The following is a 24,542-nucleotide window of genomic DNA, read 5'->3' on the forward strand; positions in this document are numbered from 1 at the left end:
GCATTCGGTAAAGGGCTATGAAAATAAGTTTTTCTTCTTTACATCCTTTTGTGAATTTTTTCTATTATATCGGGGTGATGATACTATGTACGATGTGTCTTCATCCTCTTTTTTTAATTGGAGCAATAGTATTAATTATTATGTTAAATGTGATGCAAGGAAATAGCGAAAAGATAAGAAAGATGTTACCGAGCACAATTGTTTTCTTTTTTATGGTGATTTTATTTAATTCGTTATTAACGCATAGAGGTCGAACTACGTTATTTTGGCTAGGTGATAGCCGTATTAAGCTTGAGGCGATTATGTTTGGAATAGTAATGGGGTTATTACTAGTTGCAGTTATGTTTACGTTTGCGTCATACAATGATATTATTTCCAGTCATAAATTTTTATATTTATTTTCAAGAATTTCACCGAAAGTTGCATTGTTAACGATGATTACAGTGAGATTTATTCCTTTGTTTATAAGGCGATTAAAGAAAATCACACTCGTCCAAAAAACGAAAGGTGTGCAGGTAGATTCAGGTTCGATAATAGAACGCGTCAAAAATGGTATGCAATTGCTGCAAGTATTATTAATTTGTTCATTAGAAGATGCACTGCAGACGGCAGATTCTATGCAAGCTCGTGGATTTGGTGTAACGAAGCGTACGACGTATATTCGCTATAGAATGGAAAGGCGTGATTGGTATACGCTCAGTTATTTAATCATTTTATTTATAGCTGCTATTGTATGTAGTAATTATGGCGGAGGGAAATTGATTATTTATCCGAAAGTCGAATCTATTTTATTCCAGCAATACGATGGAATGATGTTTGTATTATTTACACTGTTTATTAGTTTACCAATTATGATGGAAGGAAGGGAATGGATATGGTGGCGCATGCAGAAATAAACAATTTATCATTTGTATATGCTGATGAAAATAAAAAAGCGTTACAGCATATTTCTCTTTCTGTTCAAAAAGGTGAGTTTATTGCACTTGCTGGAGGATCAGGATCTGGGAAGACGACGTTATTAAAACATTTTAAAAAGGAGTTACTTCCAATTGGTACGCGTTCTGGAGAGATATTTTATGAGGGTGTTTTAATAGAGGAAGTAGCTGATTTGTTATCTGCCCAAGAAATTGGGATGGTATTTCAAAACCCAGAAAACCAGATTGTTATGGATACAGTGATTCAAGAATTAGCATTTTCTTTAGAAAATATCGGATTACCATCACATATTATTCAAAAAAGAATAGCAGAGCTTATTAGCTTTTTAGGATTTCAAGATTTATTGCATCAATCTGTTCACACGTTATCTGGTGGGCAGAAGCAGCTTGTCAATTTAGCTGCGGTATTAGTTATGCAGCCGAAATTGCTATTATTAGATGAACCGACAGCGCAGTTAGATCCAATCGCTGCAAAAGAGTTTTTAGGATTATTAAAACGGATTAATGAAGAACTTGGAATTACGATTATTTTAAGTGAACATCGTTTAGATGAAGTTATCCCGCTTGCAACACGCGTTGTTTGTATGGATAATGGCCGTATTATGTATGATGGTAGTCCTAAAATTGTTATTACGGATATGTGGGGAGTAGAAACATTCCGTCCATTTATTCCGCAAATTCCAAGGCTATTTTTAGAGTGGAATGTGAGAGATATTCCGTTTACAGTGCGAGAGGCGCAAATGAAAATGAATGATTTTGCAGCGATATCATATGTAAATGACCTAATAGCACAAAGTGAAAAGCAAGAGGTAATTTTAAGCGCAGAGCATATTTCGTTCCAATATGAAAAAAATAGTCCGCTTATTTTACGTGATTTATCAGTTTCGATTGAAAAAGGAAAATGGGTAGCGCTCGTTGGGAAGAACGGTACAGGTAAGTCTACACTGTTAACGATTTTAGCAGGATTACAAAAAGCGAGAAGAGGAAAAGTAAAGTGTAACGGAAAAGTGATACATAAAATCGATTCGAAAGAACGGTTTAAAAGTATTGGGTATGTATCGCAGCATCCGTATTACCATTTTACATTTGATACAGTATGGGACGAGGTTTATGAACGTGCGCGTGAATTATATGGAGAACAAGGAAAAGAAATAGCAGAAGATACGCTAAAACAGTTTTGGTTGCACTCGCTTAAAGAACGCCATCCGCATGATTGTAGCGGAGGAGAGCAACAATTACTTGCGTTATGTACAACGTTATTATCAAAGCCAACGTTATTATTACTTGATGAACCGACAAAGGGATTGGATCCATGGAAGAAAGAAAGAGTAGGAGAACTATTTAGGAAGCTGCAAAAAGAAGGTACAACAATTGTAATGGCAACGCATGATATTGAGTTTGCAGCGAAATACGTGGATCAATGTATGATGTTATTTGATGGAACAGTCATTATGAATGATGCACCGAAAGAATTTTTTAGCGGCAACTTCTTTTATACAACATCTATTAATCGATTCATTCGAAACGAATTGCCATATGCATTAACATGGGAGGATGTGTACGAAGCTTGTCCAAACAATATGTTGCATTCATAATATGTATCTTTGCAGTAATAATCGGCACATTACTCTTTACGACACTTGTTATGGACGGTTATTACATGTTAAGTAGTTTGTTTCTATTAGCGGTTATTATGTTACCTTTCTATATCCGTTTTGAAAGAAAGGCGTTTGTTTCACGTGAAATTGTTCTCGTTGCTGTATTAGCGGCAATTGCAGCAGTAAGCCGGGTGCCATTTTCTATTTTACCAAGTGTACAACCAACTTCTTTTGTCATTATCGTTTCTGCAATTGTATTTGGAAGTGAAACTGGTTTTATGATTGGTGCTACAGCAGCAATCGTATCTAATATTTTTTTAGGACAAGGTCCATGGACACCGTGGCAAATGTTTTCGTGGGGCATGATTGGTTTTATAGCAGGTTTACTTCGTAATACATTTTTTATGAAAAAGCTATGGGGAAGACTTCTTTACGGAGTAATTGTTGGCTTTTTATTTGGCTGGATTATGAATTTCTGGGGCCTTCTCGGTTTTATACGAGAAGCAACATGGGAAACTGTCATTTCGTATTATATCGCAAGTTTTTACTTTGATTTGAGCCATGCGATTTCGAATGTTATTTTCTTATTACTATTTAGTACTTCATGGATTACGATTCTTACAAGATTTAAAAAGAAATACGGTATATTAGATGAGCATAACGTGACATAGAAAAGCATACTCATATAAGGTAGGGTCGCGACTTACATATTCGTTTGCCTCTTTCATGCTTCTTACATAATGTAAGGAGCATTTTTTTGTCAAAAAATCGATTCAATATGCATCCGCTATTATATAAAATTATTTGTATAATTGTAGGTGAGAACTTTTTTCAAAAGGGAGGTGTATAGTTAATGAAGTTAGTTATTCCGAAGCAACATGGTGCATGGGCCATGCTTGTTATTCCTTTTTTATTAAGTGTCATACTTGGGAAACCTACTATTTATCATATTCCATTGTTTTTAGCGTGGTTCTTTATCTATTTAGCTACGTACCCATTTCTTACGTACATAAAGCAAAGACGAAAAAAAGAGTTTTTACAAGTCGCCATTATTTATTTTCTTATTGCGTTCCTATTTGGGATGATTTCTTTATTATATGAGTGGCGAATTCTTTTATTCGTAATAGTAATGATTCCATTATTTATAGTGAATATGTATTACGCTCGTCAAAAAAATGAAAGAGCACTATTAAATGATATTTGTGCGATTATTGTGTTTTGTATCGGTGGGTTAATTAGTTATTCCTTTTCAATGAAGCAAATCGATCATACAGCATTATTCATTGCGCTTATTTCATTTTTATACTTTTTAGGTAGTACGTTCTATGTGAAAACGATGATTCGTGAAAAAAATAACCCGAAGTATCGTCTTATATCTTGGGGATATCATATCGTATTAACGATAATCATATTTGTGATTAATCCGTGGTGTTCTCTTATTTTTATACCAAGTGTCATTCGAGCAATTGTGTTGTATGGCAAAAAAATTTCTATTATAAAAGTAGGAATTTTAGAAATTGCTAATTCTGTATATTTTTTAATCATAACGGCAATAATTATGAAGTATGCCATTTGAAAAAACTTCCCATCAATTGATGGGAAGTTTTTAATCTTTTTCTAAAATGTGAACGGTGTACTCGCAACGTTGAATAGCTTGTTCAACAGCATAAAGTGATTGTTCAATACGAGCGCGATTAAAATCTTTTTCAACTGTTTCGAGCGCTTCTTCTAAACAATTTTTAGCTTCTTGTAATGATTGAAAAGAATCTTGTACATATCCGCGAGCATTTTGATGCATTTCATAATCCTCCTTGCATGTTCGTATATGGGTAGTATGAACAGTAAGGAAGAAAATATAATTTGTTATATTTATTATATTTGTTTGACAATTAAAGTGGAATTACGTATAGTAAGAATTAAGTGAATATTTTCTTATCCAGAGAGGTGGAGGGACTGGCCCGATGAAACCCAGCAACCGCGATGCAGGTGCTAATTCCAGCAGAACATATTTGTTCTGGGAGATAAGACGAAGATATATACGTAACTTCTTCTTATCGGAGAGGTTTTTTTATTGCAAAAAAACCGATTACGAAAATTTATATTAAGAAGAAAGGGGTTGCGCATTACTGTGACACTCGAAAAATACGTAAAACTGCGTAGTACAGTTTATGAATATATGATAGAGCAAGATAAGCCGATATCATTGTTAGATATTCAAGAACATATCGTTTCGCATCATGAAGGAAAATTCACGAAAAAGATGTTGCATCAATTTTATTTATCAAGATTATTAGACGAACTAAAACTGGATGGGAAAATTACATTAGCTGATGAATATCTCTATGCTGAAAAAGGGGTATTGTATAAGGCGAGAAAAGGGAGCTAAGCTCTCTTTTTTTCTTAAAATAACGGAGTATGTAGAGTAAAAGACTGCTAAAGCAGCCTGATACAGGGAATGGTGTTGAGTGTGTAGTGTCAAAAATTGAATGTGCCTGAAAGAGGCAATTCATATCGGCTGCAAATGAAAAGAGACACCTTCGCCGAATAGGTGTCAGTCGTTTTGTCACGTAGACTTGCTACTTAACAGTAATTAGAATAACATGCAGGATTTTTGAAGTCAAAAGGGAATTAAAGGAAGGGGTACAATTATGTACGCTTACTTATTAAAAGATATAACGAAATGGATCCCAAAGTACATTGTAGATAAGGGATATGAATATTATGAAGATGGGCATGTAGAAGATGTTGAAATACAAGATAAAAAAGTGTTTGCTTTCGTTACTGGAAATGCAGGAAATTATGAAGTAGTTATCGATCTCGAAGATTTTTCAGAAAGTAACTGTGAGTGTCCCTATGAAAATTATTGTAAACATATGGTGGCAGTTGTTTATGATATGCAAGGTGCTGGTGAGAGTGCAGTTAAAGAGAAACTGAAAGATTTAGAAAAAGAAGAGTTACTTATATTATTAAATCGATTGTTGCAAAGTTCGAAAAACGTACAAATTGTAGAGAAGTTATTAAAGAAGGGGAAACTTTAACGTATAGAGGGAGTTGTTTTGTAGTGAACGTACTAATTATATATGCTCATCCTAACCCTTCAAGTTTTAACGCGGCGATTTTCAATCATGTGCAAAAAGGACTACAGGAAACAAATCATTCAGTGACCGTACTTGATTTATACAAAGAACAATTTGATCCAGTCCTCGTATTTAATGAAGAGAAGAAAAGACGCGATTTAGTAAATGAAGAGGAAACAGCTCGGTATAGAACGTTAGTAGAAGAAGCAGATACACTTCTATTCATCTATCCAATATGGTGGTGGGGGATGCCAGCAATTTTAAAAGGATTTATCGATCGTATTTTCGTAGCTGGATTTGCTTATAAATATGAAGGGGCTCTGCCGAAAGGATTATTGCAAGGGAAAAAAGCATGGGTTATTAATACGTTAGACTCGCCTCTATGGTACGTCGCATTGTTATATCGATCAGCAGATTGGATTATGATGAAGAGAGGTATTTTACGTTTTTGTGGCATTCGCGATATAAAACGGTCAGTGTTTCAATCTGTGAAAACGAGTAAAGTATCAAAGCGTGAGAAATGGTTATTACAAATAGAAGAAAAGGCTCGTGCATTATGAATGAAGTCGATCGTATTATAAACTGTGTTCAGTATGATGGCGAACTTTTTCGGAAGTATGTTACGTGTTTACTACAATTGAAAAAATGCAGCGAAACATTTCAGCAAATTCAAATAGAGTTAAGAAATGATTATTTAATAAGAGGAATTTGTGAAAGAGAAGTTGATCAGGTAGTACGGGGAAGTAAAGAATATGAAATGCATTTTCTTCCTAAAGTATTACAGTGGAATTTTTTGAGGGAAAATCCACATCTAATTGAAAAAGTGTGCGAAGATTTTTTTGCATTTGAGTCATTACATCTTACGGAGTTAGAGTGGGAGAAGATTATAAATTTCATGGGAAATAAGTGATTTATTATGTAAAAAAGCTAGTATAAAACTAGCTTTTCGTTTAAATAAATAAGAAGCATAGACTAATGATAAAACCCGCATATAGTAAGTTCACAACACAAAATCCCATAATGTCACGAGCACCTAAACCAGCTATCGCTAATGCTGGTAATGCCCAGAAAGGTTGAATTAAATTCGTCCAAGCATCGCCCCATGCAATTGCCATTGCTGTTTTTGCAGCAGGTACACCAAGTTCAGCGCCAGCTGGAATCATAATTGGTGCTTGCACAGCCCATTGACCGCCGCCAGATGGAACGAAAATGTTAACAATGCCAGCACTTAAAAATGTAAAGAGCGGAAAAGTCGTTTCATTTGAAATGCTAATAAAGAAATTAGAAATAGCTCCTCCAAGTGAAAGTCCTTCACTATTTGCTCCAATCATCATGCCCATAATTCCTGCGTAAAACGGAAATTGAAGTAAAATGCCAGAAGCACTTTTCGTAGAGTCTGAAAAAGCACGAATATACTGAATCGGAGTACGGTGGAAAATAAGACCTGCAATTAATAACATAAAAATCACGATATCGAGAGTAAGGTTAAAACCTTTCGTATAAAAGTAATTGAAAATATAAATGAGACCTAACAATCCAACGCAAAGTGTAATAATAATGCTATTTTCCATCTTTTCAGCGAACGTATTTTTTTCTACTTCTTGAGCAGCAGCTTCTTCATGGAACACGCTAGGATCTACTGTAATCGTATGTTTTTCATCTGGATGCATCGCTTTATTAATGAGAGGCATCGTAATGAGAAAAATAATAACTGGAACGAGAGCGTATGGTGAGAATAACGTTTCTGTTATTGGAATCGCCTCTTTAATACTTCCAGCAGTCGTTTTAATTAACGTTTCACCGCCTGTTGCTAACGTAAGAGGAATAGAGGCAGAAAGACCGGCATGCCAAATGAGAAATCCAGAGTAAGAAGAGGCGATTGCTAGTCTATAATCTAATCCGTCCAGCTGCCTTGCCACTTCTTTTGCGTATAAAACAGATACAACAATTCCAAAGCCCCAGTTTATGTATGCACCGAGTAAACTTACAATTGAAATGGCAATAATGCCTTGTCCAGTTGTTTTTGGTAGTCTGGCAGCTTTCGTTAATCCTTTTTTAATAAGAGGAGCATTTGCTAAAGCAGATCCAGTCACGAGTACAAGTGCCATTTGCATAGAAAAGGCGAGGAGTCCCCAAATTCCATTACCCCAGTGATTAATCATTTCTACAGGTGTTTGGTGAGTCGCAAACATACCAAAGAAGATAACGAAAACAGTTAGTAAACATGATAAAATAAACGGTTCTGGCAAGAAGCGTTGCACTAAGGCGACGCAACCATTTGTAAAGGAACGAAACAAAATAGATCAACCTCCTTATGTATATGTATTACAATTATTCGAGGTTGTTTAGGAGATAACCTTCAATGTAAAGAAAATTCAGATATTTACAGAGTGGTAATTTATTGATAGATTGATATAGAGCCTCGTATCAAATTCTGCTTTTAATATACTAGAAGAAAAACGGTTGGAAATGGGGTAGCACTTATAGGGATAGTATAGAGAAAGGTTACTAGCTGGCTTCAAAGCAACTGTTGCAAAGGGAGAGGAGATTCAATACAATAGTGTTGCATTACATGAGAAATATGTTTTAGCACAAATCTAGCTAAAAATGTTTATACAAATACATTTAAAATTGATGGGGGAATTATGATCAAAAGTTTTTATCTTTTAAAGCCTAAAATGTTTACGGCAGATATATATTATAAAGTTTTTATTACAGGTGACTGTATATATTTTATAAAGATTGGCGGACAGTTTCATAGCCGACATGCTTATAAAAAACAATTACCTGGTATTTCAGAGCTATTGTTTTTGTTTTGGTTCAAAAAAATTGAGAAAAAACAATTAAACTTAGAAACTGAAATAGATGCAAAAATACATACTGGCGATGTACATGAACTCTTGCAATTAAAGAATAACTTTTCAATTGAAATAAATATAATTGAAGAGGTACTATTAAATAAACGAGGAACGTTTCATACAGGTTTTAATGATAATGGAACGATTTCCTTCATGTTAAAAAATGGTCAAAAAATAAAGTTCATCATCCCGGAAGAAACTTTATTTTCATCTATAGAAGAAATTTTCGACCAATATGAACAGACAATCTTTGTAAGGGAAGTGTTTTAAAGGAAACGATTAATTTATTATCTTTTTAATAAAGTGATAGAAAGCTTCATTAAAAAGATGAAGCTTTTTACTTATAAAAGATAACAAAAGTAATACATTCATTACTACATTTGTGTGTGAATTCAAGAAAAATTAAACCACCTAGCCCCTAAAGAGAATATAGGAAGCAGATGGTTTAGGTGTTTTGAGAGGTATCCTGTTTTCAGGATTTAGTTCAAATTATTGATTTGCATTTTTATATCGAGTAAATTTAAGTTTCTGGAATAATTGTAATAGCGACAGTCCGAACCGGAGTCTCTATTTCGTCGCCTTTACTTTGGCTATTGTAGTATTTAATCATTAATTCGTTAAGTTCGTTTTGAAATTTTCCAAAGTGTTCTTCATCTAGCTTTAATTCTACTACAGAAAAAGTAGCAGTATCTTCTTGACTGTTTTGTTCCTCTAATTTCTTAAGGTAACTTTGATATTGTGTCATAAGTGATAACTGATAATAGGAAATGTAGTTTAACTTTTCATCATCAGATAATCCTTTCCATTCACTTCCTTCAATTTTTGCATCTTCTTCATTGATTGCGTAATATTTTTCAGAAACAGATTTCACCTTTTTTTCTTTAATTACATGGACGATACCAGAATCAACCATAGTTTGTAGCTGTCTATATAGTGTGGCTTGTGGTACATTTTTAATGATTTTTACCATTTCTAATGGTGTTAGCCCATCTTCCTTATTTCTCATTAACACTTGGCAAATTTTCATTCTTACCGGATGCATTAAAATTTCAACTTTATTATTCATTCGCTCACCTTATTTATTATGTATTTTTATTCTCATTATAAATAATGAGAATAAAGTTTGCAATTCATTCGTTTATGTTTTATCATTATCAATAATGAGAATGAATTTAGGGAGGAATGACAATAATGCAACTACATTATGGATTGAATGATCTTAAAGACATTGATATTATGACTTTTCTACCCATTATATTGCCAGTTATTGCAGTGGGGGTACTTTTAGTTTTCATTGCATTCATTGATTTATACCGACATAGAAAAACAAGAAAAAATGTACTTGTATGGACGTTCATTATTCTTTTCATTAATGTATTGGGACCTATTTTCTACTTCGTTATAGGGAGAAAGGATAGTGAGAAATTATGAAATTAGAGATTAAAAATGTAACAAAAGTATTTAAAAGAAAAATTGCGGTTAATAATTTCTCGATGGAACTGCAAGCGGGGGAATGCGTCGGATTAATTGGACCGAACGGAGCAGGGAAATCCACATTAATAAAAGTAATTTCGGATATTATTCATCCAACTGCTGGTGAAGTTTTATTGAATGGGATAAAAATATCAAAAATGAAAAGTGAAATTGGTTATTTACCGCAATATCCTAATTTTTTTCATTGGATGACAGCGAGAGAAACGCTTACCTTTATGGGCCAACTTTCGGGATTGAAAAAAGAAGAATTGTCAAAGTCGATTCCAAAGATTTTGGAGAAAGTTGGACTAAAGGACGAAGAAAACGCAAAGGTTAGTACATTTTCTGGTGGAATGAAACAACGACTTGGTATTGCACAAGCATTATTGCATAAACCGTCACTTATTGTCATGGATGAACCGGTATCCGCATTAGATCCAATCGGCCGACGGGAAGTATTGAATTTAATTGAAGAAATAAAAAAAGATACAACCATTTTATTATCAACCCATATATTAGGCGATGCGGAAGAAATCTGTGAACGATTTGTCATTATAAAAGATGGAACAAAAATAGAAGATACAACGATTACGGAACTTTTACATCGTAATAGTGAAAATAAATTAATGATTGAAATAACAGCTAAAGATCAAAAGTGGATTGAAATTGTAAAAAAATTACCGTATGTGAAGGACGTTGAAGTGGTTGGGCTTAAAATCAAAGTGAAGGTTGAAAGCATTGAAATAAATAAAAATATGTTATTGCAAAATGCACTCGAACATAAAGTGAACATCGTTAAATTTGAAATGAGCAACGATACTTTAGAAGAAATCTTCTTGAAATTGGTGGTGCAAAAATGAATAACTCAATTGTATTGATAAAAAAAGAATGTGTTCAAATGTTACGTGATTTCAAGATTATTTGGCTACCAATTGTTTTTATATTTTTAGGCGCAACACAACCGATAGTAACTCATTATTTGCCATCAATTTTAGAAGCGTTAGGTGGAGGACAGGGAATTACCATTGATTCGAGTATGGCAACGCAAAAAGGGGGCGAAGTATTAGCGAGTACTTTGGGATCCCAGTTTGATCAGCTTGGACTTATGATTCTAGTGATTTCTATGATGGGTGCTATTCAAACAGATAAAGCTAATGGTATGTTGGCCTTTATTTTAACAAGGCCTGTTACTGTTCCTTCATATGTAGGTGGGAAAATAGTGTCGAACTATTTAATGGTAGCGTTTAGTGTAACAATTGGATTCGTTACTTCTTATATATATGTAAATTATCTTTTTACTGTTGTTCCATTCGCACACCTAATTACTGGATTACTATTTTATTTAATTTGGGTTCTTTTTATCGTATCTTTCACAACAATGATAAGTGCTATTTTTCAAAGTCAAGGTATGATTGCATTAATTTCAATTGTTTTCCTTTTAGCTTGTAGAGTAATCGTCGGTTTGAATCCAATAATGGATCAGCTTAATCCAGCCAGTATGAGTAAGTATGCAATGGAAATGTTAGTCACGGGGGGAGTAAATTCAAACGCAATAATCAATGGATTACTAACTATAGTATGGATTTTATTGACACTCTTCGTAACGTTTTATTGGATTGCTAATAAAAAGTTTAATGATGAATAACCATGATGAGTATAGTAGATTTACGAATGCTTTTAAACCTGGAATAATATAATGGATTCAAATAAAACACCGAAATAAGAAAAAGCTTCCACTACTGTGGAAGCTTTTCTAAATGATGTGCAATATCAATATACATATTTGAGTAAGTCGAATGTATTTCATTACTTGGCGTTGCGTTAGAAGAGAAATGAACGATTACCATATTTGCTTTCGGATCGATGTAAAGTGTTTGTCCGTAACTACCTAACACTTCAAAAGCACCTTGTTCATTGTGGGGAATCCACCATTGATTATGATAAGAAATAGAAGCGCCACTACTAATTTCAAGTTCATCTTCTTGTACATTTTTTACACTTTCTGTAATAGAAGAAGGGAGAATTTGTTTTCCGTTATATTCCCCGTTGTTTAATAGTAATTGCCCGAATCTCGCCATATCTCTAGCAGTTGCATTTAATCCAGCACTAGCTTGTTCTACTTTTGTTTCATCTGTAACGTAATACGCGTTTTCTTCCATACCAATTTGAGACCAAATTCGTTCGCTTACATTTTCAGCTAGTGATTTACCAGTAATAGTTCTAATAATCCAAGCGAGCGTTTCTGTTGATCCGTTATTGTAAGAAAAGGAAGAACCAGGCGGTGCAGTTTCTTCGGCTTCCCGTAACATATCATAAATTTTCATCGGACCGTCGTAATTTTTGCCGCGGGGTAAAATATTGCTAGCTAAATATAATTGTGCATCTTGATTTTCTAGCCCAGGTTGCTCATATCCATGAGTAGGATATTCAGCTGAAACTTGCATGTCCATTAATTGCTGAAGTGTGGCATTACCGAACGGTGTGTTTTTTAATTCTTTTATGTAAGTGTCAGCTGTTTTCTCTAAATCGATACGATTCTCTTCAGCGAGAGATTGTATAATTGCCCCGGTAAAGACTTTTGCTAATGATGCCATACCATGAGGTTCATTCTGTTTATACCCATTGAAATATCGTTCGTAAACAAGTTGTCCATTATGTACAACGACAAAAGCATCTGTTTTGTTATCATCTAAAAGTTTTTTTAGAGGAGTTGTATTTCCGAATCTACGCTCCACAGCAAAATCGTCTAAGTTTTGCAATGCGGAAGGGAAGTGAGCAATTTGGTCAGGATTGTTTTTTACGTCATTAACTAAAGTGAATTCTTTCATGTGTGTGTACGACCAACGTAAGTAAGGGTCATTTAACCAGTTTTCTTTTGTCACATTATGTTTTGATGGGGTCGTTTTATTTTGTTTGAAGTAAGTAAACCCAAGCCCTGTAATTACAAATATGAATGTTAGTATAAGTAAGAGTAGGGGAGATTTTTTTAGTTTCATATATGGCCCTCCTTTTTATTTCTACTATAAGTATACGCTCGTCTTGAAAGAAATACAAAATAAGGAAAGTAAACGGGGAAGTTTACTTTCCTTATTAACGTTAAGCGGAAATTTTTCCGTCTGTAGGTTGTTTCTTGAATTTTTGTTTTCGTCCGTGTAATCCATAATATAAAAGTAAAGTGAACGCAACGATAATAGCTGCGATAAAATACATATTATGATAACTGGATTTCGCTGCGACAATACCTAAAATGAAAGAACCAAAACCAATACCACTATCAAAGAATGAGAAATACGTAGCTGTCGCAGAACCACGTCTATGGTTTGGAGCGGCAGAAATCGCAATCGTTTGGAAACTCGGAATTAATGTCCCGTAACCTAAACCGATTAGCATACCTGCGCCAAGGAACCAAAATGAAGTTTGTGCTTGGCTTAATATGAACATTCCGATTGTGAAAATAATGATAGCAGGGTAAACGAGTACATTTTCACCGAAGCGATCAAAAATCTTTCCTGTAAATGGACGAGAAATGACAACAACAAGTGCGTATAAAATAAAGAAGTAACTTGCAATTTCACTTAAACCGAGTTCTTTCGCATAAATAGGAATAAAGGATAAAATACCACTATAAGAAAAGGCTAAAACAAATCCTGTAAGTGCAATCGGAATAGAAGATGGTTCGATTAAGTCTTTCCATTTCATTTTTTCACGTTTTTGTTTGCTAACAGGTGCTTCGTGCGGAATATCTACAAGTAGTCCTAATAAAAATGCAAGTAATGAAAATACGGAACAAACGATAAATAATACTGTAAACGAAAAATGAGAAATAATTGTTAAACCTAAAAAAGGACCAATTACCATCGGCAGACTCATAAATACGCCGAAATATGCAAGCGCTTCGCCTCGTCGATGAGCTGGCGCAACATCAGTTACAATCGTACCAGTAGCTGTCGTTGCCATCCCGAACCCAATACCGTGCAAGAAGCGAAGGGCAAGTAATAAGAATAAACTTTGCGCACCGAAATACATAACAGTAGCGGCTAAAAATAATGAAAGTGAAATAAATAATATTTTCTTTCTTCCTAAATCATCGAGCCATTTTCCTGTGAATGGTCTACATAAAACAGAAGAAATAAGAAACACAGTTGCAACTAAACCAATTTCCTCAGGTTTTCCTTTTAGGCCGTCTATGACATAGACAGGCAGAGTAGTCATAAGCATGTAAAATGTTAAGAAAAGAAATAGACTACTAAAACAAGTTCCGAGGAAATCCTTCGTCCAAAGTTTCTCACTTTGCATCGTCATCCCTCCAATTTAATCTAAATTTTTAATAATTTGTTGTAACACTTGAAATGCTTGATGTAAATCATCTTCATTAATACCTTCTAGCGTTTTTTCTTCGAAAGTATCAACTTCTTCTTGCCATACTGGAATCATCTTTATCGCTGTTTCGGATAAAGAAATGAGCTTCTCGCGGCGATCTTTACCTTCTGTACGAATAATCCATCCCATCGTTTCCATACGTGTTAACGTACGAGTCATCGTTGGTGATTCAACATTTAAATACTGGCACAATTCTGTTTGCGTACAAGAACCAGTTTGATTAATGCGGAAAATAACAGCCCATTGCGCACTAAATAACCCTGTTGGAGATACACGTTCATTAAATTTCTTCGTAAACTTTCGAGAAGTCTGGCTGACGATGTGAAAAAAATGTTGTTTTTCGTCCATGTATGTTGATCCTTTCAAATTAGTTACCTAGCTAACTATATACTTTTTTATAATAATTGTCTAGTAATAGACATGTTGATTTATGTAAAAAATTCTTATAGGTTTTATGTTGCGAACGTATATTCTAAGTGCTATTCTTTAATTAAGTAAAGAATTTTCTTTCTATTAAATAGAATGGGGGAACTTGTGATGATTAAGCCTGCAACAATGGAGTTTGTTTCACTATCGAACGGAGAAACGATTGCATATCAGGAAGTTGGAAGGCGAAATACAGATATTCTTGTACTCATTCACGGGAACATGACATCGTCACAACATTGGGATTTAGTTATTGAAAAGTTGCAAGATCAATACCATATTTACGCTCTTGATTTAAGAGGGTTTGGACAATCAACGTATAATCAGTCGATAGATTCATTACAAGACTTTGCAGACGATGTAAAATTATTTATTGACGAGTTAAAGCTAGAGAAATTTTTATTAATGGGCTGGTCAATGGGTGGTGGCGTTGCGATGCAATTTACAGCGAATCACCCAACTTTTGTAGAAAAGTTAATTTTAGTAGAATCAGTAGGAATGAAAGGATACCCAATCTTTAAAAAAGATACGAATGGGCAGCCGATTGTATCAAGTTTAGTAAAGACGAAAGAAGAAATTGCGCAAGATCCAGTACAAATCGCTCCAGTATTAGATGCGATAAAAAATATGAACAAACTATATTACCGTACAGTATGGAATCTATTAATATATACACATAATCAACCTGAACCGGATCGTTATGAAAAGTATTTAGATGATATGTTAACGCAACGTAATTTCGTAGATGTGAATTATGCGCTCATTACATTTAATATTTCAGATGAACATAATGGGGTTGTAGAGGGAAGTAAACAAATTCATCGTATTAAAGCGCCAACACTCGTCATACAAGGTGATAGAGATTATGTCGTACCGCAAGTAGTCGGTGAGGAATTAGCGAAACATTTGCCAAATGCAGAGTTGAAGGTATTAGAAGATTGCGGACACTCGCCGTTTATTGATTGTTTAGATGTATTTATAAAACATGTAGAGGATTGGTTAGAACAGAAATAATCCCCGAAATGAGAAGTGTTGCATATACTATAACATTTGTATGTATAAGGGGAGATTATCAATGCATAAACCATCCTTAATCGCTTATTCGCCATATAATCATCATATCTATACAAAAATAATGATAGATCCGATGTATATGCAAGTTTCACCAGCTGTAGTTCCTTTACAAATGCAGCAGCCACTAACAGCTCATATGCAACATTACTTATATGGACCTTCATTTTATGAAAATCCATATTTTAAACACTTTCATTACAATGTGAAAGCGCAAGTTTGGGAAGGATAAGATAACAAGCTAAAAGGTTCATTCTTTTAGCTTGTTTTTTATTGCGAATATTCGTACACGCATTTGAAGAAACAGTTTATAATGAAAAGTGGAAGCGTGAGAAGGAGAGGGACAGAGGATGTCAATGCGTTTTACTTTTTGGATTATGGTTGGGATTGTAGCAATCTCGGGTTTGTCACAAGGAATGCTCTTACCGGCCATTGCAATGATTTTTGAACAAGAAGGGGTTAGTTCAAGTATTAATGGTATTCATGCGACGGCATTGTACATTGGGATATTAGTTATTTCGCCGTTTCTTGAAAAACCGATGCAAAGGTTTGGAATGAAGCCGATTATTGTTATAGGTGGGTTTCTCGTTATTATTTCATTATTCTTTTTTACACAAACATTTTCATTTTGGGTATGGTTTATCCTTAGATTTCTAGTTGGAGTTGGAGATCATATGCTTCATGTCGGAACACAAACATGGATTACGACGACATCAGACCCAAGTAAAATAGGGAGACAAGTATCGATATACGGTGTATTCTTCGGAATTGGTTTTGCCGTTGGTCCGTATTTAGCAAGCACTGTGCAGTACGGTCTTGCAACACCATTTATTATATCTACTATACTTTGTTTAATAGGTTGGCTTTTACTACTTCCAACAAAAAATGCATTCCCAGCGCAAGATGAAAGAGAAGTGAAGAGTGAATCATCATTTTCTCGTTATAAACAAGTTGTTGGATTAGGATGGATTGCACTGCTGGGACCACTTGCATATGGCGTACTTGAAGCAATGTTAAACAGTAACTTACCAGTATACGCACTTCGTAAAGGGTGGTCTGTTTCAGATGTATCCTTCTTATTACCAGCATTTGCAGTTGGGGGTATTATTACACAAATTCCGCTCGGTATATTAAGTGACAAATACGGAAGGGACCGTATATTAACGTGGACGTTTAGCATAAGTACGGGCATTTTTCTACTTGCCGCCGTATTTGATCAATATTACTGGATCGTCTTTGTCTGCATGCTTTTAGCGGGTATGGTTATTGGATCGTGCTTCTCTTTAGGGCTTGGATTTATGACTGACTTATTACCGAGACACTTATTGCCAGCAGGTAATATATTATCCGGAATCGCTTTTAGTTTAGGAAGTATTATGGGACCTGTATTAGGTGGCGTATTTATAGAAAAAATACAGTATACAAGCTTTTTTATTGCGGTTATGATTATAATGGGAATTCTCGCAATGTTATATATGGTCTACATGAAAAATCAATTCGCATCAAGAAAAATAGAAAGTAGGTTAGGGCATGACAAAACAACCTAATAAAAAGAAATTTGAAGTACTTGAAAATGAAACAATTACAGACTGCTTAGCACGTATGGAGCAAGAAGGCTACGCTCCGTCTCGTCGTATGGAAGAGCCAATCTTTCATGAAGTAAAGAAAGACGGCAAAACAGTAGTTGAGCCGTGCGGTAGGAAGATTGTTTTTGAAGGGAAATTGAAGTAATCCAATAACAAATTCTTTTTATAGTATAGAGCCATCCAATAGTTGGGTGGCTTGTTTTTTTATTAATCAATGAAGGAATTGAATAGAATGAATCTCTCGTTCATTTCTCCTAATTGGCTTCTTTATATGGGGCAAAAGATTGCTACTTTTTTCGTATATTGGTAAAATAAGTTCTTGGGTCTTACTTATTGTTATCGGTATAATGTTTGTCGCTTGAATGAAAGAAATTAGTTGCAAAAATTTCGCACTATGTAAAGGGTTACAGCAACGATCCCTTTTTTTGGAGGCACTTTAAACATAAAGCGAGAGAAGAGGCTATATGAACGATTCTCCCATCTTGTTTAAATATTAAACGAGTTACTGCAATTGGAACAGGTATATCAAACTAGTCGACATCCTGATGGATTATGTCTTTCTAGCAATCTATCATTTCTGATGGAATCGATAGATTGCTAGAAAGCGGAAAACAATTATTAGTATATTCCGAAGCAGGTGTAACAGAGTGTCCTTCCATAATTAAGGGTAAAACCCAAATACGTTGTTGTAAAGAATGATTTGTTAGAACTAGTTATAAGGAATAAAACAGAAAAGAGGATCACATGTTAGATACTTTACAGAGAAGTAAAAAGTTTTTTTTAGTATGTCTTATTTTTTTAGTGCTTTTAACCGCTTGTGGTAATACTGATGTTAAGACATCTAAAGCTTCATTACCACCGGCTGAATCCAATATAGATACATCATTAAAAGCACCAAATTGGGTAGATAAAAGTCCTATCCAACAGTCTCCTAATTTTACGGAAGATAAAAAAGTACAATCGGTTGTGAATTTAATAGCAACGGGTGATAATTTATATCATGACGCAGTAATTAAAGATGGCAAACAAAAAGACGGTTCATATGATTATAATTATATTTATGAAAATATCAAAAAAGCTGTTAAATCAAGTGATCTTGCTATCGTGAACCAGGAGACTCCGATTGCCGGAAATAATTTAAAAGTACAAGGATATCCGACTTTCAATACACCTGAAGAAGTAGGCCAATCTTTAGTGGACACTGGATTCAATATAGTGACGCAAGCGACAAATCACGCTATGGATATGGGTATTAAAGGTGTTGCGAATACAAGAGAATACTGGAAGAAATATCCGGATGTTATCCCGGTAGGTATTAATGAGAGTCAAAACGAGCGTAATGAAATAAAAACGATTACAAAAAATGGTATTCGTTTTGCGTTACTCAATTATACATATGGTACGAATGGAATTAAAATTCCAGCTGATAAGTCTTGGGCTTTAAATTTAATTGATAAAAAAGCGATACAAAATGATGTGGAAAAGGCAAAGAGTAGCTCTGATATGGTGATTGTTATGGTGCATTGGGGAGTAGAATATACCTCAACACCTTCAAAGCAACAAAAAGAAGTTGCTCAATATTTAACAAATTTAGGTGTAGATGTAGTAATTGGAAATCATCCACATGTAATTCAACCAATTGAGTGGAAACAAAATAAAGATGGACATGAAACGCTAATCTATTATTCTCTTGGAAATCTTATTTCTGCGCAAGAAAAATTAGAAACATTAGTTGGAGGATTATCTTATGTACAATTTGTTAAGTATGAAGATAAAACTTTTGGTATACGACAAGCGGCAATCGTACCGACAGTAACCGACTATGCTGATGGTAAGAAACAATTTAAAATTCAATTTTTAAAAGATTATTCGGATGAAAATTCTAAAAAACATGGAATTAAAAAATTTGTCGGCCCCGTTTCTTTGAAGGATTTCAAGGAGATTCCTAGAGACGTGTTGGGAAATTGGTATAAAGACTAATAAACAAAAAGGGAATGAGATACAATTAAAAAATTTATAATTTTAGCATTGGTATTAGCAATGGGATGGAGTCTTGCTGCTTGTAGTGGAAAGCAAACATCTCAGGCAACTACTAATAATAACGATAAAAATAAAAATGAAATACATGCGAAGAAAAAAGATGTTTTACCTATCTCTGATGTTAATGATTGGAGAATTATCCTTGTAAATAGAGAGCATATGTTATCAAAGGAACTAGGAATTGAATTAACAAGTATCACCCAAAATGCGAAGCCAAATATGAAAATAGATAGTAGAATTGCAACTTCCTATCAGGATATGGTAGCAGCTGCAAAAAAAGAGGGAATCAATCTTTATTTAAGATCAGGTTATCGAGCTATAAAATTACAACAAACTTATTATGATGCTTCAGTTAAAAGCTATAAATCTCAAGGCTTGTCGGATAAAGAGGCTAGTGCTAAGGCATTGGAATATCTTCAGTATCCTGGTGCAAGTGAACATCATACTGGATTAGCGTTAGACATTATTTCAGTTGAATGGCAGAATACTGTAGAAGATTTAAATGCAAAATTTGAAACTACCGATGCATTCAAATGGTTAGATAAGAATGCTGCAGAATATGGATTTACTCTCCGCTATCCAAAAGATAAAGAGAATATTACTGGCATTAAGTATGAGCCATGGCACTATCGTTATGTAGGAAAAGAAGTTGCTGTTTATCTAAAAGAAAAAGGGTTAACTTTAGAAGAATATAACGAAAAAATTAAGTCTGGTAAGTAAAAATATGCTTTAATTTTATTAAACATTATGCACTGCTACAGGAAAAGGTGAATCTGAGGATCTGTTAACCTTCCGCCTAGTATTGTAAAAACTGAGTATGATAATTTGAGCACGTATGAACCAGTTATCGTGTAAAAAGATGTATGTATTAAGAAATTAAAGTTAAGGATCTGATATTCATATCAGATCCTTTTTCTATCGTTCTTTTAAGAGCGACTGAGCCAAAATATTGGAATGAATATAAAAATAAAACAGCCCAAGGAATAGTAAAACGAATCCGGGAGTCTACTCGTACGCTTCATTGGGATTATCCAGAAATAGTTGTTGATGAAATAAGAAAGAATGGGTCTTACTCTCAAGCAAGAATTTAATATGAATGAATTGGATAGAAGGTAGTAATAAAAAACACTGCGCCTGGCAGTGTTTTTTATTATTTTTGCACATAAATACATAGTCATATTGATTAAAGTTTCACTTTATTGAAGAAAAATGCGAAAGCCATTCATAAAATATGGAAATGTTAAAATCCCTTTGATAAAATAGCAATATGTAAAAATAATTATTTGTTAATTCTTAATGTAATGAATATTCATGTTTAAATATACGAATTTAACTACATAGTTATTGCGCTAAAGGGGGAGAAAGATGTTAGATGAATTATACAATGCTTTTTTAAATGCGTCTGGTTTTACAGAAAGTGCGAGGAAACGAGATCGGTATGATGATTTACATGATTATTTAAAAGATAAAGAAAGAGAGTTAAAGCAATTCATTCAAGAGGCTGAATCAGCGAAGAGAGAGTATGAGAGTAAAAGTAATGGCTTAGAAGCTAATAAAATTCCGGCAGTTGAATTTGAACAAAAACGTCATGAAAAGGATGAAGACTTAAATACAGTATTATCCTATTTTAAAAGTGCATTAAGCGATGTTGGATCTGCAAAAAGTACAGCTTATGCAAAGTATTTGGAATATAAAGCGAAAGCAGAATCAGAGAAAGCGTCAGCATACGCTGCAGCGACCAAGGCTTTTGAAGAAAAGAAAAAGGAATTTGAAAAACTTATCCATTAAGCATACAAAGAATGGAGGGAACCAACATGAGTGGTAAAGAGGTTGAAATTATAGGAAGTAACACTGCAAGTGCCATTTCTTACGCACAAAACATTGAAAATGGTATGAAGGATTCTTTAAACCAAGCGAAAGACTTAAAAGCATATGTCACAGGTGCGAAATGGAATGGAAAAACGAGAGATGCATTTTTAAGTTATCTTGATTTGATCATTCAATATAATTCAGAAATGGTAGAGGCATTTGAAGGACATACGAAAGCTTTGAAAGAGTTAGATAAAAGCATTCAAACGTACGGAGATAAATCGGAAGTAAGGGCGATAAAACAACTGTGATGGAGAAACGAGGGATAAAAGAATGGGGAAAGAAATGAGTTTTGCACCTGCTGAATTATATGTTCTCGCAGGTGCAGCTGGGGTTACCGATATATTTGGATTGCCAAACCGTGACGCAATTATTTTACTTGATGCAGAATGTGTCACGAAAGCAACTACGAGTTTAAAAGAAAAAGGCCTACTTACAAGTGAAAATGGAATTACCCCTGCAGCTTTTCAAATAATTGAACTATTAAAGGAATATGAAAGTTGTCATGAATACACGAGAATGAATAATGTATTAATTGGCTTTTTGAAAGAGGATAAAGACCGAGTGGCTGTATTAACGGAAATAGAACCAAATAAAAAATACGAGATCGACTACATACCAAAGCCAGACGTATATTTTTCCTTATTAACACGCATCCCTTTCTTATTGAGAGAACCGAGGGAAATAGAAGATACATTTTTCTCAAAGAGAATGACAGAAGAAGAACAACAAACATTTGAGGAAAAAGATTTATCAAATAAAAACGTTATAGCGATAGAAACGTATACGAGGCCTCGAAGTAATAGAGGAGGAAAATGGGAATGTTTCTTATATTTCACTGAAGGAGAAGATTTCGTTCAAATAGATGTAGATCGTAATCGATATGACTGGGTGAGCCTCTATGCGGTTAATAAGAAATTGTATGACGTGTTAAAAATGCCATATAAAAAGTTAATTGACCCGAGACAATTCTCGTTAGGAGGTATTCAATAATGCAAGTATCAATGGGGGATAGTGGTTCTGGTGGTGGAGAAGAAGTATTAGTTAATTTTCAAGAACTACTAGATATAGTAATGAAGTTAGAAAATATATATAAAATCCATGTAGACGTCATTGGAACGAATATTGAGAGTTTATTAAGCTGTGATTTTTATCAAAAAGGTGAAGCGATGAGAGTAATTGAAAAATATCCTGATATATTACACAAAACACTAGAATTGGCTGAACACTATTCTAGGTCAGCGACAGTTGTAGGGAATGTATGTGTAGAAATGCTTGAAAAGGACGAACAATTACGTGAAATATTAAGTAAGTTGTAGAAATCACCATACGGCTGGGGGGATGAAAACGAGATGGATGTGAAATATAGACCTGAACCATGGCAAAACATGGGGGATGGTATGAATCGAATTACAAAAGATGCACTCATGAAATTACGGGAAGCAAATGAATCATTAAAAAGAATTGATGGAAGAATACGAGATTTAGACTCGGATGGTAGTATACATTTTAATCCTAAAGATCAATCGCAAAAAATCGGGGAATTACTTGATAGTTATACGACATTACAAAAATATTGCGGAGAAGCAGGGCGATTGGTGTCTGAACATATAGATAAACCTTTTTTAGTAGAAATGGATAAATTCGCTCAAAAAATGAGAGATACATCTATTCTCAGTTTTGAAACAAATAACCGAATTGGCTCTACAACAACGACAGTATTACCAGGTGCGCATGCGGGCTACGGAAGTGTACCACAAACAATACAGAAGAAGAAAGATAAAATAACAGTAGAAGATATTTTTAAAGATTCACCTGCATTTGATAACGTACTGAGAGCGGAGTACGAAGAACTAAAAAAACAAAATCCAGATGCAAAATTAAATTATGAAGAATACAAGAAAGTAGTCCCATCCACACGAGGATTTGAATACAAATCGATAGAAGATGAACAGAAAAAACTAGAAATGGTGCGAGACATAGGAATAGGCGTAGGGATCATCATCACAACAATCCTTTGTCCACCACTCGGGGCCGCTGCCGCAGTAGTATACGGAGGTGTACAAATAAAAAGCGGTATCGACGGAGAAGACTGGGGAACACACCGGAAATTGAGCCAAGAAGAGCGGGTAGGAAACATCATTTTTGGCGGATTAGATGCAATCCCAGTTGTTGGAGCAGTAGGAAAAGGAGTAAAAGCATTCAAAGGCACAAGTGAATTAGCTGATTTAGCGAAATTATTAAAATTCAAAGAAGGAATGCCTGGTTTTAATCCAAATTTGAGTAAAAATGTGGTACAATCGCTTAAGGAAAATAATCTATTAAAAAATTTAAAAATACAAGGCTGGAAAACCGTAGATAAGATTAATGATGCGGACTATTTCATTAAAGGTCTAGTAGCAAAAGGTGTGGACTCCGTAACTCCATTCGTTAAAGGTGTAGAAATACTGCCAGATGGAAGTGTCGTTAGATCTGGAACGAACTATAGCGGAAAATTCCAAGAAGCCCATGATGCCTCAAAGGCGAGTATTCAGAGTAGGATCTCGAATTTGGAGAGTGGTGGGGTTAAGGGTACGGGTAAAGTTGGTTATGGCAGTAACATTTCAGACAATATCTCAAAAGAAATTAAAGAGTTAGATAAAGAAATAAATAGATTGAAAATAGAGGGAAATGACAAAGAAGTCAAAAGATTAACGCGAGAAAAAAATAAATTGGCCAACAAGTTGGATACGAAAGATGTTATTAGTGATCATTATGACTTGAAGGTTGCAAAGGAGTATGAAAGAAAAATCGATAATTCTAAATATTTTTCTCATGATAAAGGTGATTTTGGGGAAGAAGTGACAAAAATAGTAGCTAGAGACAGTGATTTAGGTAAAGATGTTTCCGATCTGTTCCAAGTGGGGAGAAATGGTATAGATGCAGCATTCCTATCGAAAGGGCCGCCGCCAAAGTTAACTATTATTGAATCAAAGGCATCAGATTCCGCTAGTTTTAGTTACTCGGATAAACAGAAAAAGGGTGGAGATACTTATTTTCAAGACATGGTTAACAGCGATGATCCTAGGTATGCTAATTTTAGAGATAACTTAGAGAATCTGATGGAGGAGAGTCCGGATCTACAATTCGATTTTATTAGAGTTGAAACAGATATAAAGATTACTGATACTGGATTCGGTGTTGATGAGTTAAAGGTAAAGGACTGGAATAAGAAAATAGATTAATTCAT

29 protein-coding genes and 1 riboswitch are annotated in these 24,542 nt (G+C 34.5%); of the genes, 23 read left to right on the forward strand and 6 right to left on the reverse strand.

Annotated features, from left to right (window positions below):
• Positions 1-17 precede the first annotated feature (17 nt).
• From ACTFRM_RS09170 to ACTFRM_RS09185, 4 genes are all read left to right on the forward strand, one after another.
• Positions 18-896, forward strand: coding sequence for an energy-coupling factor transporter transmembrane component T (locus ACTFRM_RS09170; RefSeq protein ID WP_078386288.1), 879 nt, complete (start codon positions 18-20; stop codon positions 894-896).
• Positions 869-2,530: an ABC transporter ATP-binding protein gene (locus ACTFRM_RS09175; RefSeq protein ID WP_426865974.1), complete on the forward strand. Its 1,662-nt coding sequence runs from the start codon at positions 869-871 to the stop codon at positions 2,528-2,530. Before ACTFRM_RS09170 ends, ACTFRM_RS09175 begins: the two co-directional genes overlap by 28 nt.
• Positions 2,503-3,204, forward strand: a complete 702-nt coding sequence (locus ACTFRM_RS09180) for an ECF transporter S component (protein WP_000043896.1) — start codon at positions 2,503-2,505, stop codon at positions 3,202-3,204. The genes ACTFRM_RS09175 and ACTFRM_RS09180 overlap by 28 nt, the downstream gene beginning before the upstream one ends.
• Positions 3,205-3,386: 182 nt before the next feature.
• On the forward strand, positions 3,387-4,109 hold the full coding sequence (locus tag ACTFRM_RS09185) for a YwiC-like family protein (RefSeq protein ID WP_000779986.1): 723 nt from the start codon (positions 3,387-3,389) through the stop codon (positions 4,107-4,109).
• 30 nt (positions 4,110-4,139) lie between these two features.
• Here the strand turns inward: ACTFRM_RS09185 and ACTFRM_RS09190 are convergent, their stop codons facing one another.
• Positions 4,140-4,331, reverse strand: a complete 192-nt coding sequence (locus tag ACTFRM_RS09190) for a hypothetical protein (RefSeq protein WP_000554032.1) — start codon at positions 4,329-4,331, stop codon at positions 4,140-4,142.
• A gap of 131 nt (positions 4,332-4,462) precedes the next feature.
• Positions 4,463-4,561: riboswitch (SAM riboswitch) on the forward strand.
• 100 nt (positions 4,562-4,661) lie between these two features.
• Here ACTFRM_RS09190 and ACTFRM_RS09195 point away from each other — a divergent pair.
• From ACTFRM_RS09195 to ACTFRM_RS09210, 4 genes are all read left to right on the forward strand, one after another.
• Positions 4,662-4,919, forward strand: a complete 258-nt coding sequence (locus tag ACTFRM_RS09195) for a hypothetical protein (protein ID WP_000171476.1) — start codon at positions 4,662-4,664, stop codon at positions 4,917-4,919.
• A 262-nt stretch (positions 4,920-5,181) separates the two neighbouring features.
• Entirely contained in the window at positions 5,182-5,571 is a 390-nt protein-coding gene (locus ACTFRM_RS09200; RefSeq protein ID WP_017673897.1) for an SWIM zinc finger family protein, read from the forward strand.
• A gap of 23 nt (positions 5,572-5,594) precedes the next feature.
• The gene (locus tag ACTFRM_RS09205; protein WP_001101572.1) at positions 5,595-6,170 is read left to right on the forward strand and encodes an NAD(P)H-dependent oxidoreductase; all 576 of its coding nucleotides are present in this window, start codon (positions 5,595-5,597) and stop codon (positions 6,168-6,170) included.
• Positions 6,167-6,520, forward strand: a complete 354-nt coding sequence (locus tag ACTFRM_RS09210; protein ID WP_001006475.1) for a hypothetical protein — start codon at positions 6,167-6,169, stop codon at positions 6,518-6,520. Before ACTFRM_RS09205 ends, ACTFRM_RS09210 begins: the two co-directional genes overlap by 4 nt.
• 40 nt (positions 6,521-6,560) lie before the next feature.
• Here the strand turns inward: ACTFRM_RS09210 and ACTFRM_RS09215 are convergent, their stop codons facing one another.
• Positions 6,561-7,907, reverse strand: coding sequence for a short-chain fatty acid transporter (locus ACTFRM_RS09215; protein ID WP_000490030.1), 1,347 nt, complete (start codon positions 7,905-7,907; stop codon positions 6,561-6,563).
• A 348-nt stretch (positions 7,908-8,255) separates the two neighbouring features.
• Here ACTFRM_RS09215 and ACTFRM_RS09220 point away from each other — a divergent pair, with 348 nt between their 5' ends.
• Positions 8,256-8,738, forward strand: a complete 483-nt coding sequence (locus tag ACTFRM_RS09220; RefSeq protein ID WP_000597307.1) for a hypothetical protein — start codon at positions 8,256-8,258, stop codon at positions 8,736-8,738.
• A 250-nt stretch (positions 8,739-8,988) separates the two neighbouring features.
• On the opposite strand, the gene ACTFRM_RS09225 is transcribed toward ACTFRM_RS09220, so the two are convergent.
• Positions 8,989-9,534: a transcriptional regulator gene (locus tag ACTFRM_RS09225; protein ID WP_001060889.1), complete on the reverse strand. Its 546-nt coding sequence runs from the start codon at positions 9,532-9,534 to the stop codon at positions 8,989-8,991.
• 125 nt (positions 9,535-9,659) lie between these two features.
• Between ACTFRM_RS09225 and ACTFRM_RS09230 the strand changes: the two genes are divergently transcribed.
• Genes ACTFRM_RS09230 through ACTFRM_RS09240 form a run of 3 tightly spaced genes read left to right on the forward strand, consistent with a single transcriptional unit; the run spans position 9,660 to position 11,586 of the window.
• A complete protein-coding gene (locus ACTFRM_RS09230) occupies positions 9,660-9,899 on the forward strand; it encodes a PLD nuclease N-terminal domain-containing protein (RefSeq protein WP_001175971.1) in 240 nt (79 codons plus the stop codon).
• Positions 9,896-10,801, forward strand: coding sequence for an ABC transporter ATP-binding protein (locus tag ACTFRM_RS09235; RefSeq protein WP_000764116.1), 906 nt, complete (start codon positions 9,896-9,898; stop codon positions 10,799-10,801). Before ACTFRM_RS09230 ends, ACTFRM_RS09235 begins: the two co-directional genes overlap by 4 nt.
• Positions 10,798-11,586: an ABC transporter permease subunit gene (locus ACTFRM_RS09240; RefSeq protein WP_001065773.1), complete on the forward strand. Its 789-nt coding sequence runs from the start codon at positions 10,798-10,800 to the stop codon at positions 11,584-11,586. The genes ACTFRM_RS09235 and ACTFRM_RS09240 overlap by 4 nt, the downstream gene beginning before the upstream one ends.
• A gap of 91 nt (positions 11,587-11,677) precedes the next feature.
• Here the strand turns inward: ACTFRM_RS09240 and ACTFRM_RS09245 are convergent, their stop codons facing one another.
• The 3 genes from ACTFRM_RS09245 to ACTFRM_RS09255 form a co-directional block, all read right to left on the reverse strand.
• The gene (locus tag ACTFRM_RS09245) at positions 11,678-12,937 is read right to left on the reverse strand and encodes a serine hydrolase domain-containing protein (RefSeq protein ID WP_440043248.1); all 1,260 of its coding nucleotides are present in this window, start codon (positions 12,935-12,937) and stop codon (positions 11,678-11,680) included.
• 100 nt (positions 12,938-13,037) lie between these two features.
• A complete protein-coding gene (locus ACTFRM_RS09250; protein ID WP_001190318.1) occupies positions 13,038-14,237 on the reverse strand; it encodes an MFS transporter in 1,200 nt (399 codons plus the stop codon).
• Positions 14,238-14,252: 15 nt separating this feature from the next.
• A complete protein-coding gene (locus ACTFRM_RS09255; RefSeq protein WP_000343680.1) occupies positions 14,253-14,669 on the reverse strand; it encodes a MarR family winged helix-turn-helix transcriptional regulator in 417 nt (138 codons plus the stop codon).
• A gap of 189 nt (positions 14,670-14,858) precedes the next feature.
• Here ACTFRM_RS09255 and phaZ point away from each other — a divergent pair, with 189 nt between their 5' ends.
• The 11 genes from phaZ to ACTFRM_RS09310 all read left to right on the forward strand — a co-directional run bounded on the left by phaZ (position 14,859) and on the right by ACTFRM_RS09310 (position 24,537).
• Positions 14,859-15,761 (forward strand): intracellular short-chain-length polyhydroxyalkanoate depolymerase, encoded by a 903-nt coding sequence (phaZ, locus tag ACTFRM_RS09260; protein ID WP_440043249.1) that lies wholly within the window; start codon positions 14,859-14,861, stop codon positions 15,759-15,761.
• A gap of 61 nt (positions 15,762-15,822) precedes the next feature.
• Entirely contained in the window at positions 15,823-16,050 is a 228-nt protein-coding gene (locus ACTFRM_RS09265; RefSeq protein ID WP_000549500.1) for a hypothetical protein, read from the forward strand.
• Between the two features lie 118 nt (positions 16,051-16,168).
• The gene (locus ACTFRM_RS09270) at positions 16,169-17,365 is read left to right on the forward strand and encodes an MFS transporter (RefSeq protein WP_134208337.1); all 1,197 of its coding nucleotides are present in this window, start codon (positions 16,169-16,171) and stop codon (positions 17,363-17,365) included.
• Entirely contained in the window at positions 17,349-17,549 is a 201-nt protein-coding gene (locus ACTFRM_RS09275; protein WP_000166303.1) for an NETI motif-containing protein, read from the forward strand. Before ACTFRM_RS09270 ends, ACTFRM_RS09275 begins: the two co-directional genes overlap by 17 nt.
• A 599-nt stretch (positions 17,550-18,148) precedes the next feature.
• Entirely contained in the window at positions 18,149-19,384 is a 1,236-nt protein-coding gene (locus tag ACTFRM_RS09280; protein ID WP_426865982.1) for a CapA family protein, read from the forward strand.
• A gap of 48 nt (positions 19,385-19,432) precedes the next feature.
• Positions 19,433-20,164: a M15 family metallopeptidase gene (locus tag ACTFRM_RS09285; RefSeq protein ID WP_000241986.1), complete on the forward strand. Its 732-nt coding sequence runs from the start codon at positions 19,433-19,435 to the stop codon at positions 20,162-20,164.
• 645 nt (positions 20,165-20,809) lie between these two features.
• Complete coding sequence (locus ACTFRM_RS09290; protein WP_000883465.1) at positions 20,810-21,232, forward strand: hypothetical protein; 423 nt, start codon at positions 20,810-20,812, stop codon at positions 21,230-21,232.
• Between the two features lie 26 nt (positions 21,233-21,258).
• Complete coding sequence (locus ACTFRM_RS09295) at positions 21,259-21,564, forward strand: WXG100 family type VII secretion target (protein WP_000014535.1); 306 nt, start codon at positions 21,259-21,261, stop codon at positions 21,562-21,564.
• Positions 21,565-21,586: 22 nt separating this feature from the next.
• A complete protein-coding gene (locus ACTFRM_RS09300) occupies positions 21,587-22,306 on the forward strand; it encodes a DUF5081 family protein (protein ID WP_000514125.1) in 720 nt (239 codons plus the stop codon).
• Entirely contained in the window at positions 22,306-22,632 is a 327-nt protein-coding gene (locus ACTFRM_RS09305; RefSeq protein WP_001198201.1) for a hypothetical protein, read from the forward strand. The genes ACTFRM_RS09300 and ACTFRM_RS09305 overlap by 1 nt, the downstream gene beginning before the upstream one ends.
• A gap of 33 nt (positions 22,633-22,665) precedes the next feature.
• The gene (locus tag ACTFRM_RS09310) at positions 22,666-24,537 is read left to right on the forward strand and encodes an ADP-ribosyltransferase (RefSeq protein WP_426865986.1); all 1,872 of its coding nucleotides are present in this window, start codon (positions 22,666-22,668) and stop codon (positions 24,535-24,537) included.
• The last annotated feature ends 5 nt before the right edge of the window (positions 24,538-24,542 follow it).

Source organism: Bacillus cereus group sp. MYBK227-1 (assembly GCF_051916325.1).
In the GTDB taxonomy this organism is placed as follows: domain Bacteria; phylum Bacillota; class Bacilli; order Bacillales; family Bacillaceae_G; genus Bacillus_A; species Bacillus_A cereus.